The organism is Flavobacterium sp., assembly GCF_052437795.1.
Classification (GTDB): Bacteria; Bacteroidota; Bacteroidia; order Flavobacteriales; family Flavobacteriaceae; genus Flavobacterium.
Genome location: NZ_JBQVPA010000001.1, coordinates 489,302 through 505,952 on the forward strand (window position 1 = coordinate 489,302; position 16,651 = coordinate 505,952).

Here is a 16,651-nt window from a genome sequence, read left to right on the forward strand (position 1 = left end):
CAACGATCCTATTTCTTAATTTTAATGCTGTCTATCAAGTCCTCAAAAAGCTTTGAACAATCTTCGGTTACCACACCATCTGTCAGTACGATCTGGAAGTAGAAGTCGCCGTGGGGTATCACATATGTCCGGCTGCGAACCCGATAGATCTCGCCCATTTGGGTCTTCATCGTAAATTTTCCACTAAAGTAAACGCTCTTAATGCGGTTAACCCTGACCTCTTTCGGCTCATCAATAAATTCATAATCGGGGTAAAGGTCCTTGAAGCTATTGGCGCTTTTGACAATATATGACTTAAAGATACTGAAATCCTTGTTGCGCATTTCCCTCACGTTCACCTGCACGGCTGGAATGAGCCCTGCTTTGGTCATGGGGTCATATTTGTAATAGGACATTAGCAGCAGCGATCCCTTGTGGTCCAGTATGATCTTGAGCAGCTTTGCATTGTCCAGATCAAGCTTGCCCAGGTTTTGCTTCAGGTCGTCATTGTTGGCCCACAGCCATCCCTCCGGCTCATCCATCGCAAAGCCATATTCCTTATTCTGGTACCGCTGTTTTTGGGCATGAACGGCAACGCAGAATAATAAAACGCTTAGGGACAGCAGCTTTTTCATAGTCTTGGTTTTTGTTACGCAAACATAGCCAAAAAATAGTATTGTTAAAAGGAACTTAAAACAGGAAGTATGAATTTGCGTTTATATACCGATCGAATAATGGAAAATGATCAGCAGCATTGTTACGTGACGTTAAATATTACTTCATGACACAGATCGGATGCGCCAAATGTGATAAATTTACTTAAGATAGCCTGTATGGCAGGCGCTAAAGCCGGAGATTAATCACTATCGATCATTACATATGAAAATTTTTGGGGCAGGTAAAATAAAGGAAGCTGACGAAACCACGATTTCCCGGCAGGGCATTACCTCGGGTGAATTGATGGAAAGGGCGGGTACCGAAGTGTTTTTGTGGCTAAAAAGGAAGTTTCCCGATAAGGAGACCGTTTTCCATATATTTTGCGGGAGGGGGAACAATGGCGGCGACGGCCTTGTTGTGGCGCGACTGCTCCACCGTGATAATTACAAGGCGGTCGTAGACATCGTAGAAGATACAGGCAACCCCTCGGCCGATTTTACCTCTAACCTGGAAAAGCTGAAAGAATGCAGCCTGCATTGCAATACGAATGAGGTATATGCTTATAAAAAGCATAAGATCGTTTATATCGATGCGATATTCGGCATTGGGCTGAACCGGGAAGTGGGGCAGGAAGTACGCGATGTTATTGAAAAGATCAACAACAGCAAGGCGAAAGTCATTTCCATAGATGTACCATCAGGAATGTTCATGGACCGCAAGACAGTATCGGCCGTACGATCTGACATTGTGCTTACCTTTCAATTCCCCAAACTTGCCTTTTACCTTGCTGGCAATTGTCATTTTATCAATGAGATCAAGATACTCGATATCGGCCTTGATAAAGAATTCATTGATGCCGAAGCTACGCACTACCATCTCACCGACAAGACCGAAGCCCACCGCCGCTACCGCCCTGTGCCGCACCACGCGCACAAAGGGACGCAGGGGCACGCGCTAATTATTGGCGGCAGTTACGGCAAGGTAGGGGCGGCACTCCTGTCTGCAAAGGCGGCGCTCATATCGGGTTGCGGGCTTGTTACAGCCTACATTCCCAAATGCGGTTACAACATCCTGCAAACAGCCTTTCCCGAAGCCATGGCACTTACCGATGGCGAAGAGCACATAACGAGCATCAGCTTTGACCTGCAGCCGAAAGCGATCGGGCTGGGACCGGGCATTGGGCAGCATCCCGAAACGCAGCAGGCTGTATTGGAATTCCTCAAAAGGCAGCAATTACCAATGGTTATCGATGCCGATGCGCTCAACATATTGTCGTATAACAAGGAATGGTTTAAATTCCTTCCTGAAAATACGATACTTACCCCGCACCCAAAAGAGTTGGAGCGCTTAGTGGGGTTCTGGCAGGATGATCTTGAAAAGGTGGAGAAAATAAGGGCATTCGCCAAAGAGCATAGTATTATCCTCGTGGCAAAGGATGCCTTTACCATAATTGCGTTCGACGATGTGGTATACATCAATCCCACTGGCAATTCCGGTCTGGCAACAGGCGGGAGCGGTGATGTGTTAACAGGCATCATTACAGGGCTGCTGGCGCAGTCCTACCCACCTGCAGATGCGGCCGTATTTGGTGTTTATCTGCATGGACTTTCGGCCGACATTGGCGTATGCGATGTGAGCAGGCAGGCATTCACAGCTTCAGACATTATCAGTTATCTTGGTAAGGCCTATTTGAAGATTGAGGCAGAGAAGGCGCAAAAATAGTATAGGAGGAAAAGCTTTGGAAGCATAAGATCTAAAAACCGGCCTGCTTTACTATTGTAAAATTTGCCTGATTGCGCTTGGAAGACCCCGATGTCATGAAAAGCAGCATACTTTATGGCTGTGTTTTTTTGCAGGCCGGCATTTTTTAGATCTGTATCAAAAATAGCCAGAGTAGTTGTTCATTATAAATTTTTGTTGCGAAATGCAGGAGTTTGTATGCGGGATGCACAAGCATTGCAGATCTGACATGGTATATGCCAAAAAAAGCGCTTCGGGAAGAAGCGCTTTGGCAATTAATGAACAATTGGTATAAAATTGGTGGTTTGTCCGATATTTTATGAGCAACGGATCGCTTCATTTTAGTAAAAATGCCCAGCCTGCGGAGGGAGGGTAGGAATATCTGAATTTGCCGGTTATGTGCTTAAGAAGACCCCGATGTCGAAAAAGCTACAACTTTAAAATACAACAAATTATTTACGATACTTGCAGACTGGGTTTTTACTAAAATTCATTTCAAATGTAGCCACTCTTTCCGTTCGATTTAACATTTTGTTGTGAAATGCAGGAATATGTATGCGAAGTGCACTACAGGTCCAGAGAGTAGTTCCTCGAGAGTGGTATTTCTATATCTCCAATGTATATGGCTTTGCTGCTTTTTCCTGTAACAGCCGCACGATTCACAATGTAGGAACGATGTGTTTTGGCAAAAGCGGCCGCGTCAAGCCCAAGCATGAATTTCTCGAGTGTCTGTCTTATGGTAAAATTCTTCTTTATAGTATATATGTCCAGGTATACATTGTCAGCCTTGATGTATAGTATGTCATCCTGCGCTATCTTCACTGTGCCATAACCATCTTTTATGGTAACGAAACGATCCTTTTTATTTTGCAGGACCAACTGGATCGCCGCCATGAGATCGGTCTTCCTGATGGGTTTTGTCAGGTAGGAACTGGGGCCTGTCGCCAGCGCCTTCTGCATGGTAGCCATGTCGCTTTGGGCTGTTACGAAAATAATGTCGGCCTCAGTGTTTTTGGTACCGGCCAGGTCAATGCCCGTGTCGCGGCCGTGGATGTTGATGTCCATCAGGATGATATCCGGGCAATAGGTGCGGAACATCATAACGGCATCATCGCGGTCATGTGCCATTTTTACCGCGGTAAACCCATCATCTGCCAGCATTTCCTTTACATACTCGGCGATCAGCACTTCGTCTTCTACAATTAATATCTTAACCGTTTCGGGAATTATCATAGTATCTTATTTTTCGAAATAGAACAAAAATCCGTCATCATTACCCGTACTGCAATTCACTTTCAACTGTTTGCAAAGGCGTTGTGCCAGTTTTGGGATTATTTCCTTCCCGGCACTTCTCTTTCCGTTATCCCTAAAGCTAAAAATGAGTTTATCTTTCCTGATAGCAAGTTCAAAATCTATCAGTTTATCCTGTTGGTCGGTAAATGCATGCTTTATTGAGTTGATGCACAGTTCAGTAACAAGCAGTCCCATATATATTGCCTCTTCATTTGGGATGTATATATCTTCTTTCCTAAAGCGTGTCTTTATGCCCTGCTCGGCGAACACCTCCGAAAAATTGCTCAACACTTCCCTAAGGTATTTGCCGGCATTAACGATGCGTTTGTCGTCAGCCTTATACAGATGCCTGTGAAGCAGCGCGATAGAGTTCACTTTTGACATAATCTTATTGAGGGCGTCGTGCTTGTCCACATCTGTTTTTCGCATCTCATCGCTGATCATTATGGTTATCAGCTGCAGGTTATTGTTTATGCGATGGTTGGCTTCGCTCAGCAGGAACTCATTCTCTTTGGAAAGCTGCTCCAGGATGTTGTTGTTGTTTTTGGTCTTCCTGTAAAAGTAGACCATTATGAATAGGACTATCACAGCGAGCGCGGCAATGATCACCGTAAGTATCATGGTCTTTTCGGCACTATGCACTTCGGAGTTCTTATGGCGCAGGTCCTCCTGTGCTTTGCTGAGGTTGTATTTACGCTCTATTTCGGCTGTCCTTGCCAGCGCTCTGGAATCGTACATTTTTTCCTCCATATACAAGGCAAGGTAGCAATATTCAAATGCTTTTTTATAATCGCCTTTTTCCTTATACGGCCAAAAAAGCAGGTTCGCTATCTTGAACTGCATGTCAAGGTTGTCAGTTCTTTTGCTTAGGTCAAATGCTTCCTCGAGCAGCTTTATCCTGCCATCGATATCAGGTGTCCTGCTTAAGTTCACAAGCACATTGGCTTTTGGTATGAGCAGGTTATAGGTGTCGGCAAGCCTCAGTGCGGCCATGTAATAGGCATTAGCTTTTTCGGGCTCAACCCTGTATTCATAAATGGCTCCAAGCTCATTGTAACTGTACACGACCGTTTCCTTATCTGCCACACGGTCCTGCATGGCGATCACCTTTTCTGATAATTTTTGGGCATAAACATTATTAGAGAACATGTTCTCGATCCCGGCGCGCCTGTTATAATAGTAGGCCATAATATTGGGCGCGGTCTCTGGTGTAAGCAGTGTTTCGGCTTCTTTTATGTATTCCAGTGCTTTATGCTTGTTATCACGGAACCTGAATACCTCGGCAATGGATGCCTTTACAAACAGTATGCTGTCGCTATTGTTTTGCTTACTATAAGTATCCAGCGCTTTGTTGAAATATACGAATGAGCTGTCGGTCTTTTCTTTTAGCTTTAACAGCTTGCCATATTGAAGGTAGATCAATGCCTTTGCGCCCTCGGAAGACTTACGGCTGAGCTTTACTGCCTTCTGTAAATGATGGTATGCGGTATCTATTTGGTAGCGTGCGGCAAAAGCCCTTCCGGTGCGGTACTCATCCATTGCCGTTTGCGAATAGCCTGCTGATACCCATAATAGTAAAAGAGCGGGTATTGTTGTCCATTTCAGCGGGCGTGTGTAACAGGAGGAAGGCATTGGGCGAAAATTTGTTGGCAATGGCGAAGTTACTAAAATTACCTTTCGTTAAGCTATTTCGTATCTATAAATGGTAAATTGCTGAATATCGGCATACCAATGAATAATTGCCAAAAATCTTGTTTTTTAATTATTGTTTCGTGAATTTTGGGGCTTCAAACACACCTCCAATATGGAAACCATACATTATATCAGCAGTGAAAGCCTGTCCCTTGAGATCGTGAACACTATCCTTTCGCAGGATATGAAGCTGGCTTTGTCCGAAGAGGCAAGGGCGAACATCGAAAGATGCCGTATGTACCTTGATGAGAAAATGAAGTCGCATGACGATGCCATTTACGGTATTAATACAGGTTTTGGGTCGCTGTATAATGTAAAGATCTCCAATGAGAACCTTACAAAGCTTCAGGAGAACCTGGTAATGTCGCACGCCTGCGGCACAGGGGATGAGGTCCCGGCCGAGATCGTAAAGATCATGCTGCTCCTCAAGATACAGTCGCTCAGCTACGGGCATTCTGGCGTACAGCTGGAAACGGTGGAGCGGCTTGTTGACTTTTATAATAATGACATACTTCCTGTAGTATATGAGCAGGGCTCTTTGGGCGCATCGGGCGATCTGGCGCCATTGGCTCACCTGTCATTGCCGCTGCTCGGAATGGGTGAGGTATATGCTGATGGTTTCCGCCAGCCTGCCGACAAAGTCCTTGATAAAATGGGATGGAAGCCTATAGAGCTCAGATCGAAGGAAGGACTTGCATTGCTCAACGGTACACAGTTCATGAGCGCCTATGGAGTTCACATCCTGCTGAGGTCTGTAAAATACAGCTATCTTGCCGATGTTATTGGTGCGATATCGTTAGAAGGCTTTGATGGCCGCATAGAGCCGTTCAATGAGCTTATCCATATCGTTCGCCCGCACAAGGGACAGATCGTTACCGCAAGGCGTTATAATGAACTGCTGGAGGATAGCGAGATCATTGCCCAGCCTAAAAAGCACGTACAGGACCCCTATTCGTTCCGCTGCATACCACAGGTGCATGGCGCTACAAAAGATACCATAGACTATGTAAAAAAGGTTTTCCGTACTGAGATCAACTCGGTTACTGATAACCCAAATATATTTGCTGAAAGCGACCAGATCATTTCCGGCGGCAACTTTCATGGGCAGCCACTGGCGCTCACACTTGATTTTCTCGGGATCGCACTGGCAGAACTGGGCAGCATTTCAGAGAGGCGTACCTACCAGCTTATTTCCGGCCTGCGCGGCCTGCCGCCATTTTTGGTAAGCAACCCTGGGCTTAACTCGGGCTTCATGATACCGCAATATACCGCCGCGAGCATTGTGAGCCAAAATAAACAGCTTGCAACGCCTGCCAGCGTAGACAGCATTGTTTCATCCAACGGACAGGAAGACCACGTGAGCATGGGGGCTAATGCGGCTACCAAAGCGCTTAGGATCATTAAGAACCTCGAGCGGATCCTTGCCATAGAGCTGATGAACGCCTCACAGGCCATCGAGTTCAGGAGGCCGCTCAAGTCGAGCGATTTCATCGAAATGTTCCTTAAGTCATATAGGGAAGAAGTACCGCTTGTTACCGAAGACCGCATACTGCATTATGATATTGAGAGCACTATCGCATTCCTTCATAACATGCAGATAGACGAGACAGTGTTCGAATAATGACCTGTTATATATATTAGAGAGCCCAAAGGTTTTAAAAACCTTTGGGCTCTGTTATTTTGTCTCCGGAATGAGACTCTCAAATAGATAACTGAACTGTAAGATCAATCCGATAATGTTACCTCCGCAAAGAAATTGTAGTACTTTTTATTGTGCATGTTGTACTTGTTCGTCCAGGCGCCTCTTTCATATAGCCATTGTGAGCCCAGCCTGTCAGTATATGCGCATTGGAACGGCGGGTCATAGCAAATGTTGTACTGCTTATCCTTTCGGTCAAGCGCCTTGCCATATTTTAGTGATACCAGATCAAAGCGGTTGCTGTCAATGATAAGCCATTCTATTGCTACAAAAAAACCTTTTTCGGGCATCCTTATGTTGTATGATGAGAGGTCTATGGTGGTAATTCGCTTGTTTTTCTTTACAGTGCAGATCAGGTTTTTACCATAAAGTAATTCTCCGGGACCGCCATCTTCGGCAACCGAATAAAGCCTCAGGTTGAATTTGGGATCGGGTGAGCGGCTAACGGTAATGAAAGTTACATCTTTAATGAAAGGGGTAGGTAAATATTCTTTGCGGTTGGGTATCAGCCTTGCGATCATGCGCGGCCTTACCGTTGATGATGAAGCAAAGTAAGTTTCCTCCTCATCTTCTAATGCATTAATGGTACGAAAGCTTTTATTTTGTCTCTTGCCTAGTATCACTTCTTCGAGCTCTATTGGCCTGGGCGACATTACGATCACATCCTTAATGTCCGAAACCTTTATCCAAACGTCCCCGTAGCCAACCGCGCTGAACAGCACTGTTTTTGAAGGATCGGCTATTGGCAGGCTGAAGTTCCCCTGCTCATCGGCCGTGATGCCTTTATCCTCACCAACTACCCAAATGTTTACAAGCGTATGGGCTGCTTTGTCTCGCTGTCTCTCATCGTGCTTTCTATCTGGGCGAAAGTGTTGAAGCTGATCAGTAAGGCGACAAGGAGTAGTTTTATTGGCATCATTTAGTACTATTATAATTTTTAAATGCCATCTGTGTTTTGTTCAGGTTTACAATATGCAGCTGTTTCGAAATATTGCCACGCCAATTCAGGTATTCAAGGCGTACAACAGAGTCGTTCACGACTTCCCATTTTCCTTCAACGGTATGATAATGGATGGGCGGAGTGCCGCACCAGCCGGAATTTTGCTTAACCAAAAGCACGCCATTTTCCCTGAACTCAAAACTTCCTTTGTCGTGTGGCACATCTTTGACCTTCATATAAATATCTACATCCCTTTCAGAGTTATATTCTTTATAAGTCCACTTGCCTTTTAAAAGTTCCAGGTCTATTTTCTTTGGTGTCAAAAATGACGAGAGCACCATTACAGTAAAGAAACAGGTCACTATCTTACGTATCATTATTTCTCAATTTTATCGAGCCAATCCGTTATTACTGTTCTTAGCGGATCTTTTTTATGGTTAAGATCCTCCATGCTTTTTATCGTAACCATGCGGCGGCCATCGGCATACTTGCCTTCAAGTATCCCCAGATCATTTTTTACTATCGCGCCGGTGGGAAAAACAAGGAGTATCTCTCCGGGTTTCCTCAAATGGAGAACGGCAATATCGCGCTTATATTCTTTTGGGTCAAAATCAGCCATTTCGCCATTGTAGTAAAACGCGGGCGAGTTCCACTTGATGTGCTCGCTGATCTCCGTGCTTATCTCTAATATAAATTCGCGCAGTGCCTGGATCACATCCTTTAGCGGATGGGTAGAGGTAGTAATGAATTCCGTAACCTGCTCTTCAGGGGAAAGTTTTGTTTTAGCCATTTTCTATAAAATTTTTGCAGCACGCAGCCCGCCTGCCGATCTGCTGTAATATATCCTGCCTGTTACCCTTTGGCATGCTTTAGGCATCGTTTTGCGAGGTGTTCTTTTCATGTCCACGTAAATGGCGTGCTGGTGCGCCCAGGAGGGATCGTGGAAGAAAACCACCAGGCTGTCATTACCCTTGCCAAACATATCGTCGTAAACCAATAATGCTTCGGTATATCTCAGTTTGACCCCCAACAGTTTTTTTTCATCGTCACTTAACGCAAGTTCATCAATGGCTTTCGTGGGGAGCCTCCAGCCATAATTTCCCTGTTCGAACAGCTTTTTAGCTATGGCTGTTATTTCATCGGCATGCATTGCGGCACCGTCTATAGTGTGGTATCCGGCAGAGCAGCCCGTAAAAGCAACTATGGAAAGCAGGAAAGGAAACTTTTTCATGTTACGGCTTTTTAAATTCGTGCTTCAACAGCGAGTACATCACCGAATCCTCCATTACCCCGCCTACATTGTAATGCTCCCGCAGTGTCCCTTCAAATTTAAATCCGAACTTATTCAATATCTTAAGGGATGGCTCATTGTATTCCGCTGCCAGCGCTTCCACACGGTGCAGTTCCATCTCGGTAAATCCATAATCCAGCACGGCCGCTACGGCTTCTGCCATAAGGCCTTTGCGCTTGTCCTCTTCATATCTCAGGTCGTAGCCTATCTCGGCACGGTCGTGCTTAGGGAACCAGGTGTGGTAGCCGCATCCGCCAATGATCTTACCTGTAGCATTATCGATCAATTGGAAAAGCATAAACGTACGGTTATGTGTGGCATAGCCCTTACTGTACTTTTCTTTCTCCATAGCGAGGTCTTCGGCTGATGCCAAGCCGAGGAACTCCATCAGCTCTGTGTTGCCGAAGTTGTTGTGAATGTAGTCGTACACTTCGGGCGTAATGGCGCGGAGGATCAGGCGTTCGGTATGGATCTCTTTAAACTGCATCTTCAACTCTTTTATTTATTACAATAATAGCTATTGTGTTGATCATGAATAAATAAAAACCAAACTTTATTTGTGAAAAGTGTTCGGGCAAAATGCTGAGGGCAGTCCCTTCAGTCTATAGGTAGCCTAACAGCCGGTGCCATTGCTAATGTCCGGTTTTGAAGTTGGTTCTTTGCTGCTTTTCAGGCTCCATGTCTTGCCGCCTTCGATGAATCTGACAATGCCTTTCCCTTTTTCAAAAAACACCCTGCCTTCAACACTAAATTCTTTATCAGCAGGGGAAACTTCAGGGTGTTGCATTTCAAGGTAAGAATTTTTAAAGTTGACCTGCACCATTTCCCCAAGGCAGTTTTCAGGGTTGTCAAAATTATCATATGTCACCTCGATACGGTCCTTTCCTGATACCATCACTACATGCACCTTATCTTCGCAGCACCCGCACTTTGTATTATTTTGGTATGAATTGGTATGGTGTACATTAACAGTTTCAACTATATAGGCCTTACTGCTGTACCCGTCACTAAATACAATTTCCTGCTTTTCGCTGTAAGGCAACCACGCAAAATACCCTGCGTTGAACTTCGGGCAGCTGACGGTCGATGGGAAAACGAAGATCAGGTACAATCCAATAGCAAGTACAATTATAGTACCTGCAAGAATGCCCGTATATTTTATAAGCCGTTTTACATTTTTGTTCATCTGCTTATGGAATATCATTAAGTAAAATAATCCCAATCAGTTTCTCCTCCCTGAAGAACAGCGTAACGTAATGTCCAAAACTGTCCCGGGCTACCGGCTTTCCGTCTGCTTTGCTGTATCCTTCAGATATGGAAATATCACCGGCGAACGACCATTCATATTTTTCAACGCCGTAAGTGTTTGTAATATTGTCCGGCTTGCTGTTATAGATAGCGAGCGCTTTCTCTTTAGTATCCCCGAGTCCAAGCCCTTTTAGGGTTTCAAAATAATTTTCAGGAATGCTTACGGCTATTTTAGTGAATTTCTGAAGTGCCGCTGCAACTTGCTTATTTTCCGCAAGCTCTCCGCTCTCTAAATGCATTTCGATAGTTTCTGCCAATGCTGCGGGTATATCATTGTTATAAAAGTGCCAGGTAATAAAGCGATGGCCATCAGTATAAAGTTCAAAAATTAATGTTTGCCCGATTGCCTTATTGCCAAACCACACTTTTTCGAATGAGAAAACATCGCCAACATTTTTGCGGTTACTGTCTTTACCATAATTGTCGCGAATCATTTTGTCTGTAACAGGATATCCGTCAGCCTCAAAAAGGTTTTCCTGGGCATTAGTTGTTAAAGAGAAAAGCACTGCCAGTAGAAAGAAGTGTTTCATAGCTTACTTGCTTTCCACCAAAAACACTTCATCCACCCGCCTGAATTTCGGATTGGTGGCCACCGTTACACGCTGTGTATAGGAGTTATCCTTTGCCTTGATTATCCTGACGGTCATCGTTCCGGCTTTCAGTACTGCCTTGTTGCGTGCTGCCGTTGCAGGGGTAGGGGATACGGTATAGGTACAGTCGTCTATCCATACCAGGTCGAAGTCGTACACCTCCTCACTCTCTTCCATTTTTTCGGTTTGGATGTTGCCTTCGCGGGTAATAATGCAGACCTTTTTCGAAGCCGGATCCGTTACCTTAAACGTACCGTTTTTAAATTTAGAGCAGCCGGATTGCTGGGCAAACGCCGAAAGTGATAGTAGGAGGCTGAAGAGTAAGGGTAAAGTAATTTTTTTTATCATAAGTTATTGTTTTAATAGCGAATTACTGTTCCTTGCCATTACAACTTTGATCAAAAGCAATAGTATTCCCAGTGCTTTCAAACCCATTCCCACGATCAGCATTAAGCTGGCTCCCGGCCAGTGCATTATCTTGAATAATGCCCCAACAATGGTTATCATTAGCCCGATCAGCACTATTACAATAATTACCCAATATTTCATTATTATCTATTATCTATTATCTATTATCTATTATATTTTAAAATAAACAGCCAACAGCCCCAGTAGCGCCGGTACCGCCTGCACATACAATATTGTTTTCTGTACCGTTACAGCGCCATACACGCCTGCTACGAATACGCACCCCAAAAAGAACATCGCCACGTTGGCGCTCCATTCGGCATTACAGCAAATGAGCAGCGACCATATAAGGCCCGCGGCCAAAAAGCCGTTGTACAGCCCCTGGTTGCCCGCCATCGACTTTGTTTTTTCAAACATGTCAGGCGGCAGCTTTCGGAAAACCTTGCGCGCCCTTGTCATCCAGCCGAACATTTCCAGCCACATAATGTAAAGGTGGATCAGGGCCACCAGCCCGATCAATATTTTTGCGATAATGCCCATAACTATTTGCTATAGCTTGTATTTAAAATTCTTCTCGATAGCCTTTATCATCTCCCCGGCAATGTCTTTGTTGGTTGCGCCCTCAATGCCTTCAAGGCCGGGGGAGGAGTTCACCTCCAATAGGAGCGGCCCTTTGTCCGAGCGGATAATGTCGACACCTGCAACTTTAAGGTTCATGGCCTTTGCAGCTTTTACCGCTATCCTTTTCTCGTCCGGGGTTGCCCTTATTACTGAAGCCGTCCCGCCCAAGTGGATATTCGCCCTGAATTCTCCCGGAAGCGCTTCCCGTTGTATCGTAGCCACAACTTTTCCGTCTATTACGAACAGCCTGAGGTCTTTGCCATTCGCTTCTTTTATGAATTCCTGTACAAGTATATTGGCATTCAGGCTTTTGAATGCATTGATAACGCTTTCCGCCGCCTTTTTGGTCTCTGCCAAAACAACGCCTTTGCCCTGCGTGCCTTCCAGCAGTTTCACGATAAGTGGCGACCCGCCTACCATTTTAATAAGCTCGTTAGTGTCAAGCGGTGAATTTGCAAATCCTGTGGTTGGTATATCGACCCCGTTATTTAGCAGTAATTGCAGGGAGTAGAGTTTGTCGCGCGACTGGCTTATCGCCATTGAGGAATTAAGGCAAAATACCTTTAATGCTTCAAAATGGCGTGTCAGGGCACAGCCGTAAAATGTCATACTTGGGCGTATGCGCGGTATCACGGCATCAAAGTCATTCAGTACCCTGCCGCCGCGGTAATGTATCTCGGGCGTATTGGCATCCAGTTTCATGTAGCAGTCCTTAAGGCTCAAAAAGTGCATTTCATGGCCGCGCTGTTCGCCTGCTTCCATGATGCGCTTATTGCTGTACAGTGAAGGGTTGCTTGCCAAAAGGCCGATACGGAGACCACGCTTCGGCTCTTCGCCTTTATCGTAATACTCATGTAATTTTTCCCTTGTAGGCTGCCCTAATACATATTTTTGTTCCGGGTCGACCAGTATACGTCCGCTCATCGCCTCGCGGCCCAGCAGCATCCGGAAACCCATCGAGTCACGGTTGGTCAGTGTGAGTTCTACCTCCCAGCGTGTTTCACCAACCTGCGTTTCGGCACGGATGACATAGCGCTGCTCACGGAAACCGCTCGAGCTTTTCACCACACGCTTGTCCACAAGGGGGGCCTGGCAGTGTATGACCGTCTTTATATTTTTCTGGATGGGGTTGATGTCGAATTTTACCCAGTTCTCGCCTTCCTTTTCAAAGGGAACGATGTTCACGGCATGGAGGGCCGAGGTCTTCGCACCCGAGTCTACGCGTGCCTTAATGGCGTGAATGCCAAGCTGTGGGAACGAGCACCATTCTTCACTGCCCACAATTACTTTTTCAAGCATTATCTGATCTGTTTAATAACCTAAATTACTACTTTTTTTAATAGTGGCGCGGCGTTGGGAGTTATTTATCAAAAAATAATGTTGGCAGGAAGACCCACCCTCCCGATAGCTATCGGGACTCTCCAAAGGAGAGGGGAGCAGCTGCACCCGAACCCGATATAGTTGCCTAAATATTTTAGGCTCTGCCATTCGAGCATGAGTTCCCCACTTCCCTGGATAGCGGCTGGAGTTGAGGTTTTTTTAATAGTTATTGCTGAAAGAACGTTCCGTATACCTCTCGTTTGTAGAGGGTTAACGGTGAGGTTTTATGAAGAGGATAAAAAAATCCCCAAAGCTTATGCGCCTTGGGGATCCCTCATTTAAAACCAATAATTATTCCTTATTCAGGGCTTGAGGTATTCTCAGCCTTTTTTACCGTAACCGTAAGTTCGGTAGCATTTTCCTCAAGGTCCATGAAGATCTCATCGCCGCCGGCTATTTTGGACGTGATGATCTCTTCTGCAAGGGCATCCTCCACATATTTTTGGATGGCCCTGTTCAGCGGCCTTGCGCCATATTGCTTGTCAAAGCCTTTCTCTGCAATGAAAGCCTTTGCTTTGTCTGATAGCGTTACATTGTAGCCAAGGTCTTTTACCCTTGAGTACAGCCTTGCAAGCTCAATTTCGATGATCTGGTCGATGTGCTCTTTTTCAAGCGCGTTGAACACGATGATGTCATCGATCCTGTTGATGAACTCCGGCGCGAAGGTTTTCTTCAATGCCGCTTCTATAACGCCTTTTGTGTGCTCATCTGCCTGAAGTTTTTTAGCCGAAGTGCCAAACCCTACGCCTTGTCCGAAATCTTTCAGCTGGCGTGCGCCAACGTTGGATGTCATGATGATGATCGTATTGCGGAAATCGATCTTGCGCCCAAGGCTGTCTGTCAAATATCCGTCATCCAGCACCTGCAAAAGCATATTGAATACGTCCGGGTGAGCCTTTTCTATCTCATCAAGAAGCACTACGCAGTACGGTTTGCGGCGAACCTTTTCGGTAAGCTGCCCGCCTTCTTCGTAGCCTACATATCCCGGAGGCGCTCCTACAAGCCTAGATATGGCGAATTTCTCCATGTACTCGCTCATGTCTATGCGCACTAGGGCGTCCTCACTATCAAAAAGCTCTTTAGCGATAACCTTGGCCAGCTGTGTTTTACCCACACCCGTCTGTCCCAGGAAGATGAACGAGCCTATTGGCTTATTGGGATCCTTAAGGCCTGCACGGTTGCGCTGTATCGACTTGGCGATCTTTGCCACCGCTTCGTCCTGCCCGATCACCTTGCCCTTGATAAGTTCAGGAAGCTTAGCCAGCTTGTTGCTTTCGGTCTGTGCGATACGGTTCACAGGTATTCCTGTCATCATTGATACTACATCGGCTACATTGTCTTCGGTTACAAGTATGCGGTTGGATTTTGACTCTTCTTCCCACTGCTCCTGTGCAATGGCAAGGTCTTTCTCTATCCGTTTCTCATCATCGCGAAGCTTGGCAGCCTCTTCATATTTTTGTTTTTTAACCACGCTATTTTTAAGCTCGCGTACTTCTTCAAGCTGCCTTTCCAGGTCAAGGATCTGCTTAGGTACATCAATATTGGTAATGTGTACGCGGGAACCTGCCTCATCCAGCGCATCGATAGCCTTGTCCGGAAGGAAACGTTCGCTCATGTAACGGTTGGTCAGCTTTACGCAAGCCTCTATTGCTTCCTGGCTGTAGGTCACGCTGTGGTGGTCTTCGTACTTATTCTTGATATTGTTCAGTATGGTAATGGTTTCCTCTACCGATGTAGGTTCTACGATCACCTTCTGGAAACGACGCTCAAGCGCACCGTCCTTCTCAATGTACTGGCGGTATTCGTCAAGCGTGGTCGCGCCGATGCATTGTATCTCTCCGCGTGCCAGTGCCGGCTTGAACATATTGCTGGCGTCGAGCGAGCCAGTAGCGCCACCTGCACCCACAATGGTGTGTATCTCGTCAATGAAAAGGATGATGTCATCATTCTTCTCCAGTTCGTTCATTACGGCCTTCATACGCTCCTCGAACTGCCCGCGGTATTTTGTACCGGCGACCAGGCTGGCAAGGTCGAGCGTTACCACGCGCTTGTTGAATAGTATGCGCGATACCTTCTTTTGGATGATGCGCAGTGCAAGGCCTTCGGCAATGGCCGATTTACCTACCCCGGGCTCACCTATAAGCAGCGGGTTGTTCTTTTTTCGGCGGCTCAATATCTGTGAAACGCGCTCAATTTCCTTTTCACGGCCTACCACAGGGTCCAGTTTGCCTTCTTCGGCAAGTTCGGTCAGGTCGCGGCCGAAGTTGTCAAGTACTGGCGTTTTGGATTTCTTGTTGGCCTTAGCCCCCGAAGAAGGATTGTTGAAGGTGCTTTCGCGCAGGCTGTCATCTTGTCCTGCATCGTCGTTATACGACTCTGCTTTAGGCAGATTTTCCAGGTATTCTTCTTCGTTTGATGTCATGCTGATAAATTGTTCTTTAACTGTTTCGTAATCGATCTGTAGTTTGTTAAGCAACTTTGTAGTGGGGTCATTCTCATTACGTAAAATGCACAGCAGCAGGTGCGCGGTGCTTATCGATGTGCTCTGGAACACCTTGGCCTCGAGGAAGGTGGTCCTCAGGGCGCGTTCTGCCTGGCGGGTAAGGTGAAGGTTCTTCTTCTCGTTGCTGCGCTCGGCATTCGGGTTCGCAGGGCTTAGTATCTCTACCTTTCTGCGTAAATGATCCAGGTCTACGGATATGCTGTTCAGTATAGATATAGCCTTGCCGTTCCCGTCCCGCAAAATTCCTAACATTAAGTGCTCGGTACCAATGAAGTCATGGCCTAAGCGCAGGGCTTCCTCCTTGCTGTAGGTTATAACGTCCTTGACCCTTGGTGAAAAATTATCATCCATAATGTTATTGCTGATATGTAAATTTAATCAATTAAACAGGATTTTGCAAAAATCATACCTCACTGCGATACTGTCAGTCCCCAAAATCTGCTGTCAGGCTAAATGACGAAAAAAATCCCGAAAATAAAAACGATTTAATATTACTTTATTAACTATTCCGTTGGCGAATGATGTTGATAAAACACGAAAAAAATCTCCC

Annotated in this window: 17 protein-coding genes; 2 read left to right on the forward strand and 15 right to left on the reverse strand. The window is 45.8% G+C overall.

Translation table 11 applies throughout. From position 1 onward, the window contains the following. Positions 1-8: 8 nt before the first annotated feature. Positions 9-614 carry a hypothetical protein gene (locus ACT6R0_RS02265; RefSeq protein ID WP_444650902.1) on the reverse strand — a complete coding sequence of 202 codons (606 nt, stop codon included), beginning with the start codon at positions 612-614 and terminating at the stop codon, positions 9-11. A gap of 244 nt (positions 615-858) precedes the next feature. Between ACT6R0_RS02265 and ACT6R0_RS02270 the strand changes: the two genes are divergently transcribed. Continuing rightward, entirely contained in the window at positions 859-2,358 is a 1,500-nt protein-coding gene (locus tag ACT6R0_RS02270; RefSeq protein ID WP_444650903.1) for an NAD(P)H-hydrate dehydratase, read from the forward strand. Positions 2,359-2,943: 585 nt separating this feature from the next. Here the strand turns inward: ACT6R0_RS02270 and ACT6R0_RS02275 are convergent. Together ACT6R0_RS02275 and ACT6R0_RS02280 are read right to left on the reverse strand one after the other, a co-directional pair. After that, positions 2,944-3,609 carry a LytR/AlgR family response regulator transcription factor gene (locus ACT6R0_RS02275; protein WP_444650905.1) on the reverse strand — a complete coding sequence of 222 codons (666 nt, stop codon included), beginning with the start codon at positions 3,607-3,609 and terminating at the stop codon, positions 2,944-2,946. 6 nt (positions 3,610-3,615) lie between these two features. After that, positions 3,616-5,301 carry a sensor histidine kinase gene (locus ACT6R0_RS02280; RefSeq protein ID WP_444650907.1) on the reverse strand — a complete coding sequence of 562 codons (1,686 nt, stop codon included), beginning with the start codon at positions 5,299-5,301 and terminating at the stop codon, positions 3,616-3,618. Positions 5,302-5,473: 172 nt separating this feature from the next. Here ACT6R0_RS02280 and hutH point away from each other — a divergent pair, with 172 nt between their 5' ends. Then, positions 5,474-6,982 (forward strand): histidine ammonia-lyase, encoded by a 1,509-nt coding sequence (gene hutH / locus ACT6R0_RS02285; protein WP_444650909.1) that lies wholly within the window; start codon positions 5,474-5,476, stop codon positions 6,980-6,982. 104 nt (positions 6,983-7,086) lie between these two features. Here the strand turns inward: hutH and ACT6R0_RS02290 are convergent, their stop codons facing one another. The 12 genes from ACT6R0_RS02290 to ACT6R0_RS02345 form a co-directional block, all read right to left on the reverse strand. Beyond that, on the reverse strand, positions 7,087-7,782 hold the full coding sequence (locus tag ACT6R0_RS02290) for a hypothetical protein (RefSeq protein WP_444650911.1): 696 nt from the start codon (positions 7,780-7,782) through the stop codon (positions 7,087-7,089). 193 nt (positions 7,783-7,975) lie between these two features. After that, complete coding sequence (locus ACT6R0_RS02295; protein ID WP_444650913.1) at positions 7,976-8,377, reverse strand: hypothetical protein; 402 nt, start codon at positions 8,375-8,377, stop codon at positions 7,976-7,978. Then, a complete protein-coding gene (locus ACT6R0_RS02300; protein ID WP_444650914.1) occupies positions 8,377-8,790 on the reverse strand; it encodes a DUF1801 domain-containing protein in 414 nt (137 codons plus the stop codon). Before ACT6R0_RS02300 ends, ACT6R0_RS02295 begins: the two co-directional genes overlap by 1 nt. A gap of 3 nt (positions 8,791-8,793) precedes the next feature. Continuing rightward, on the reverse strand, positions 8,794-9,231 hold the full coding sequence (locus ACT6R0_RS02305) for a hypothetical protein (RefSeq protein WP_444650916.1): 438 nt from the start codon (positions 9,229-9,231) through the stop codon (positions 8,794-8,796). 1 nt (position 9,232) lies between these two features. After that, the gene (locus ACT6R0_RS02310; RefSeq protein ID WP_444650918.1) at positions 9,233-9,778 is read right to left on the reverse strand and encodes a GNAT family N-acetyltransferase; all 546 of its coding nucleotides are present in this window, start codon (positions 9,776-9,778) and stop codon (positions 9,233-9,235) included. Positions 9,779-9,904: 126 nt separating this feature from the next. Continuing rightward, a complete protein-coding gene (locus ACT6R0_RS02315) occupies positions 9,905-10,477 on the reverse strand; it encodes a hypothetical protein (protein WP_444650920.1) in 573 nt (190 codons plus the stop codon). A 4-nt stretch (positions 10,478-10,481) separates the two neighbouring features. Beyond that, complete coding sequence (locus ACT6R0_RS02320; protein ID WP_444650922.1) at positions 10,482-11,129, reverse strand: hypothetical protein; 648 nt, start codon at positions 11,127-11,129, stop codon at positions 10,482-10,484. Positions 11,130-11,132: 3 nt separating this feature from the next. Then, a complete protein-coding gene (locus tag ACT6R0_RS02325; RefSeq protein ID WP_444650924.1) occupies positions 11,133-11,537 on the reverse strand; it encodes a hypothetical protein in 405 nt (134 codons plus the stop codon). Positions 11,538-11,540: 3 nt separating this feature from the next. Further along, complete coding sequence (locus ACT6R0_RS02330) at positions 11,541-11,738, reverse strand: GldL-related protein (RefSeq protein ID WP_444650926.1); 198 nt, start codon at positions 11,736-11,738, stop codon at positions 11,541-11,543. Between the two features lie 30 nt (positions 11,739-11,768). After that, a complete protein-coding gene (locus tag ACT6R0_RS02335) occupies positions 11,769-12,137 on the reverse strand; it encodes a DUF1304 domain-containing protein (protein WP_444650928.1) in 369 nt (122 codons plus the stop codon). 9 nt (positions 12,138-12,146) lie between these two features. Next, on the reverse strand, positions 12,147-13,517 hold the full coding sequence (gene rimK / locus ACT6R0_RS02340; protein ID WP_444650930.1) for a 30S ribosomal protein S6--L-glutamate ligase: 1,371 nt from the start codon (positions 13,515-13,517) through the stop codon (positions 12,147-12,149). 379 nt (positions 13,518-13,896) lie between these two features. Then, a complete protein-coding gene (locus tag ACT6R0_RS02345) occupies positions 13,897-16,452 on the reverse strand; it encodes an ATP-dependent Clp protease ATP-binding subunit (protein WP_444650932.1) in 2,556 nt (851 codons plus the stop codon). Positions 16,453-16,651 lie beyond the last annotated feature (199 nt).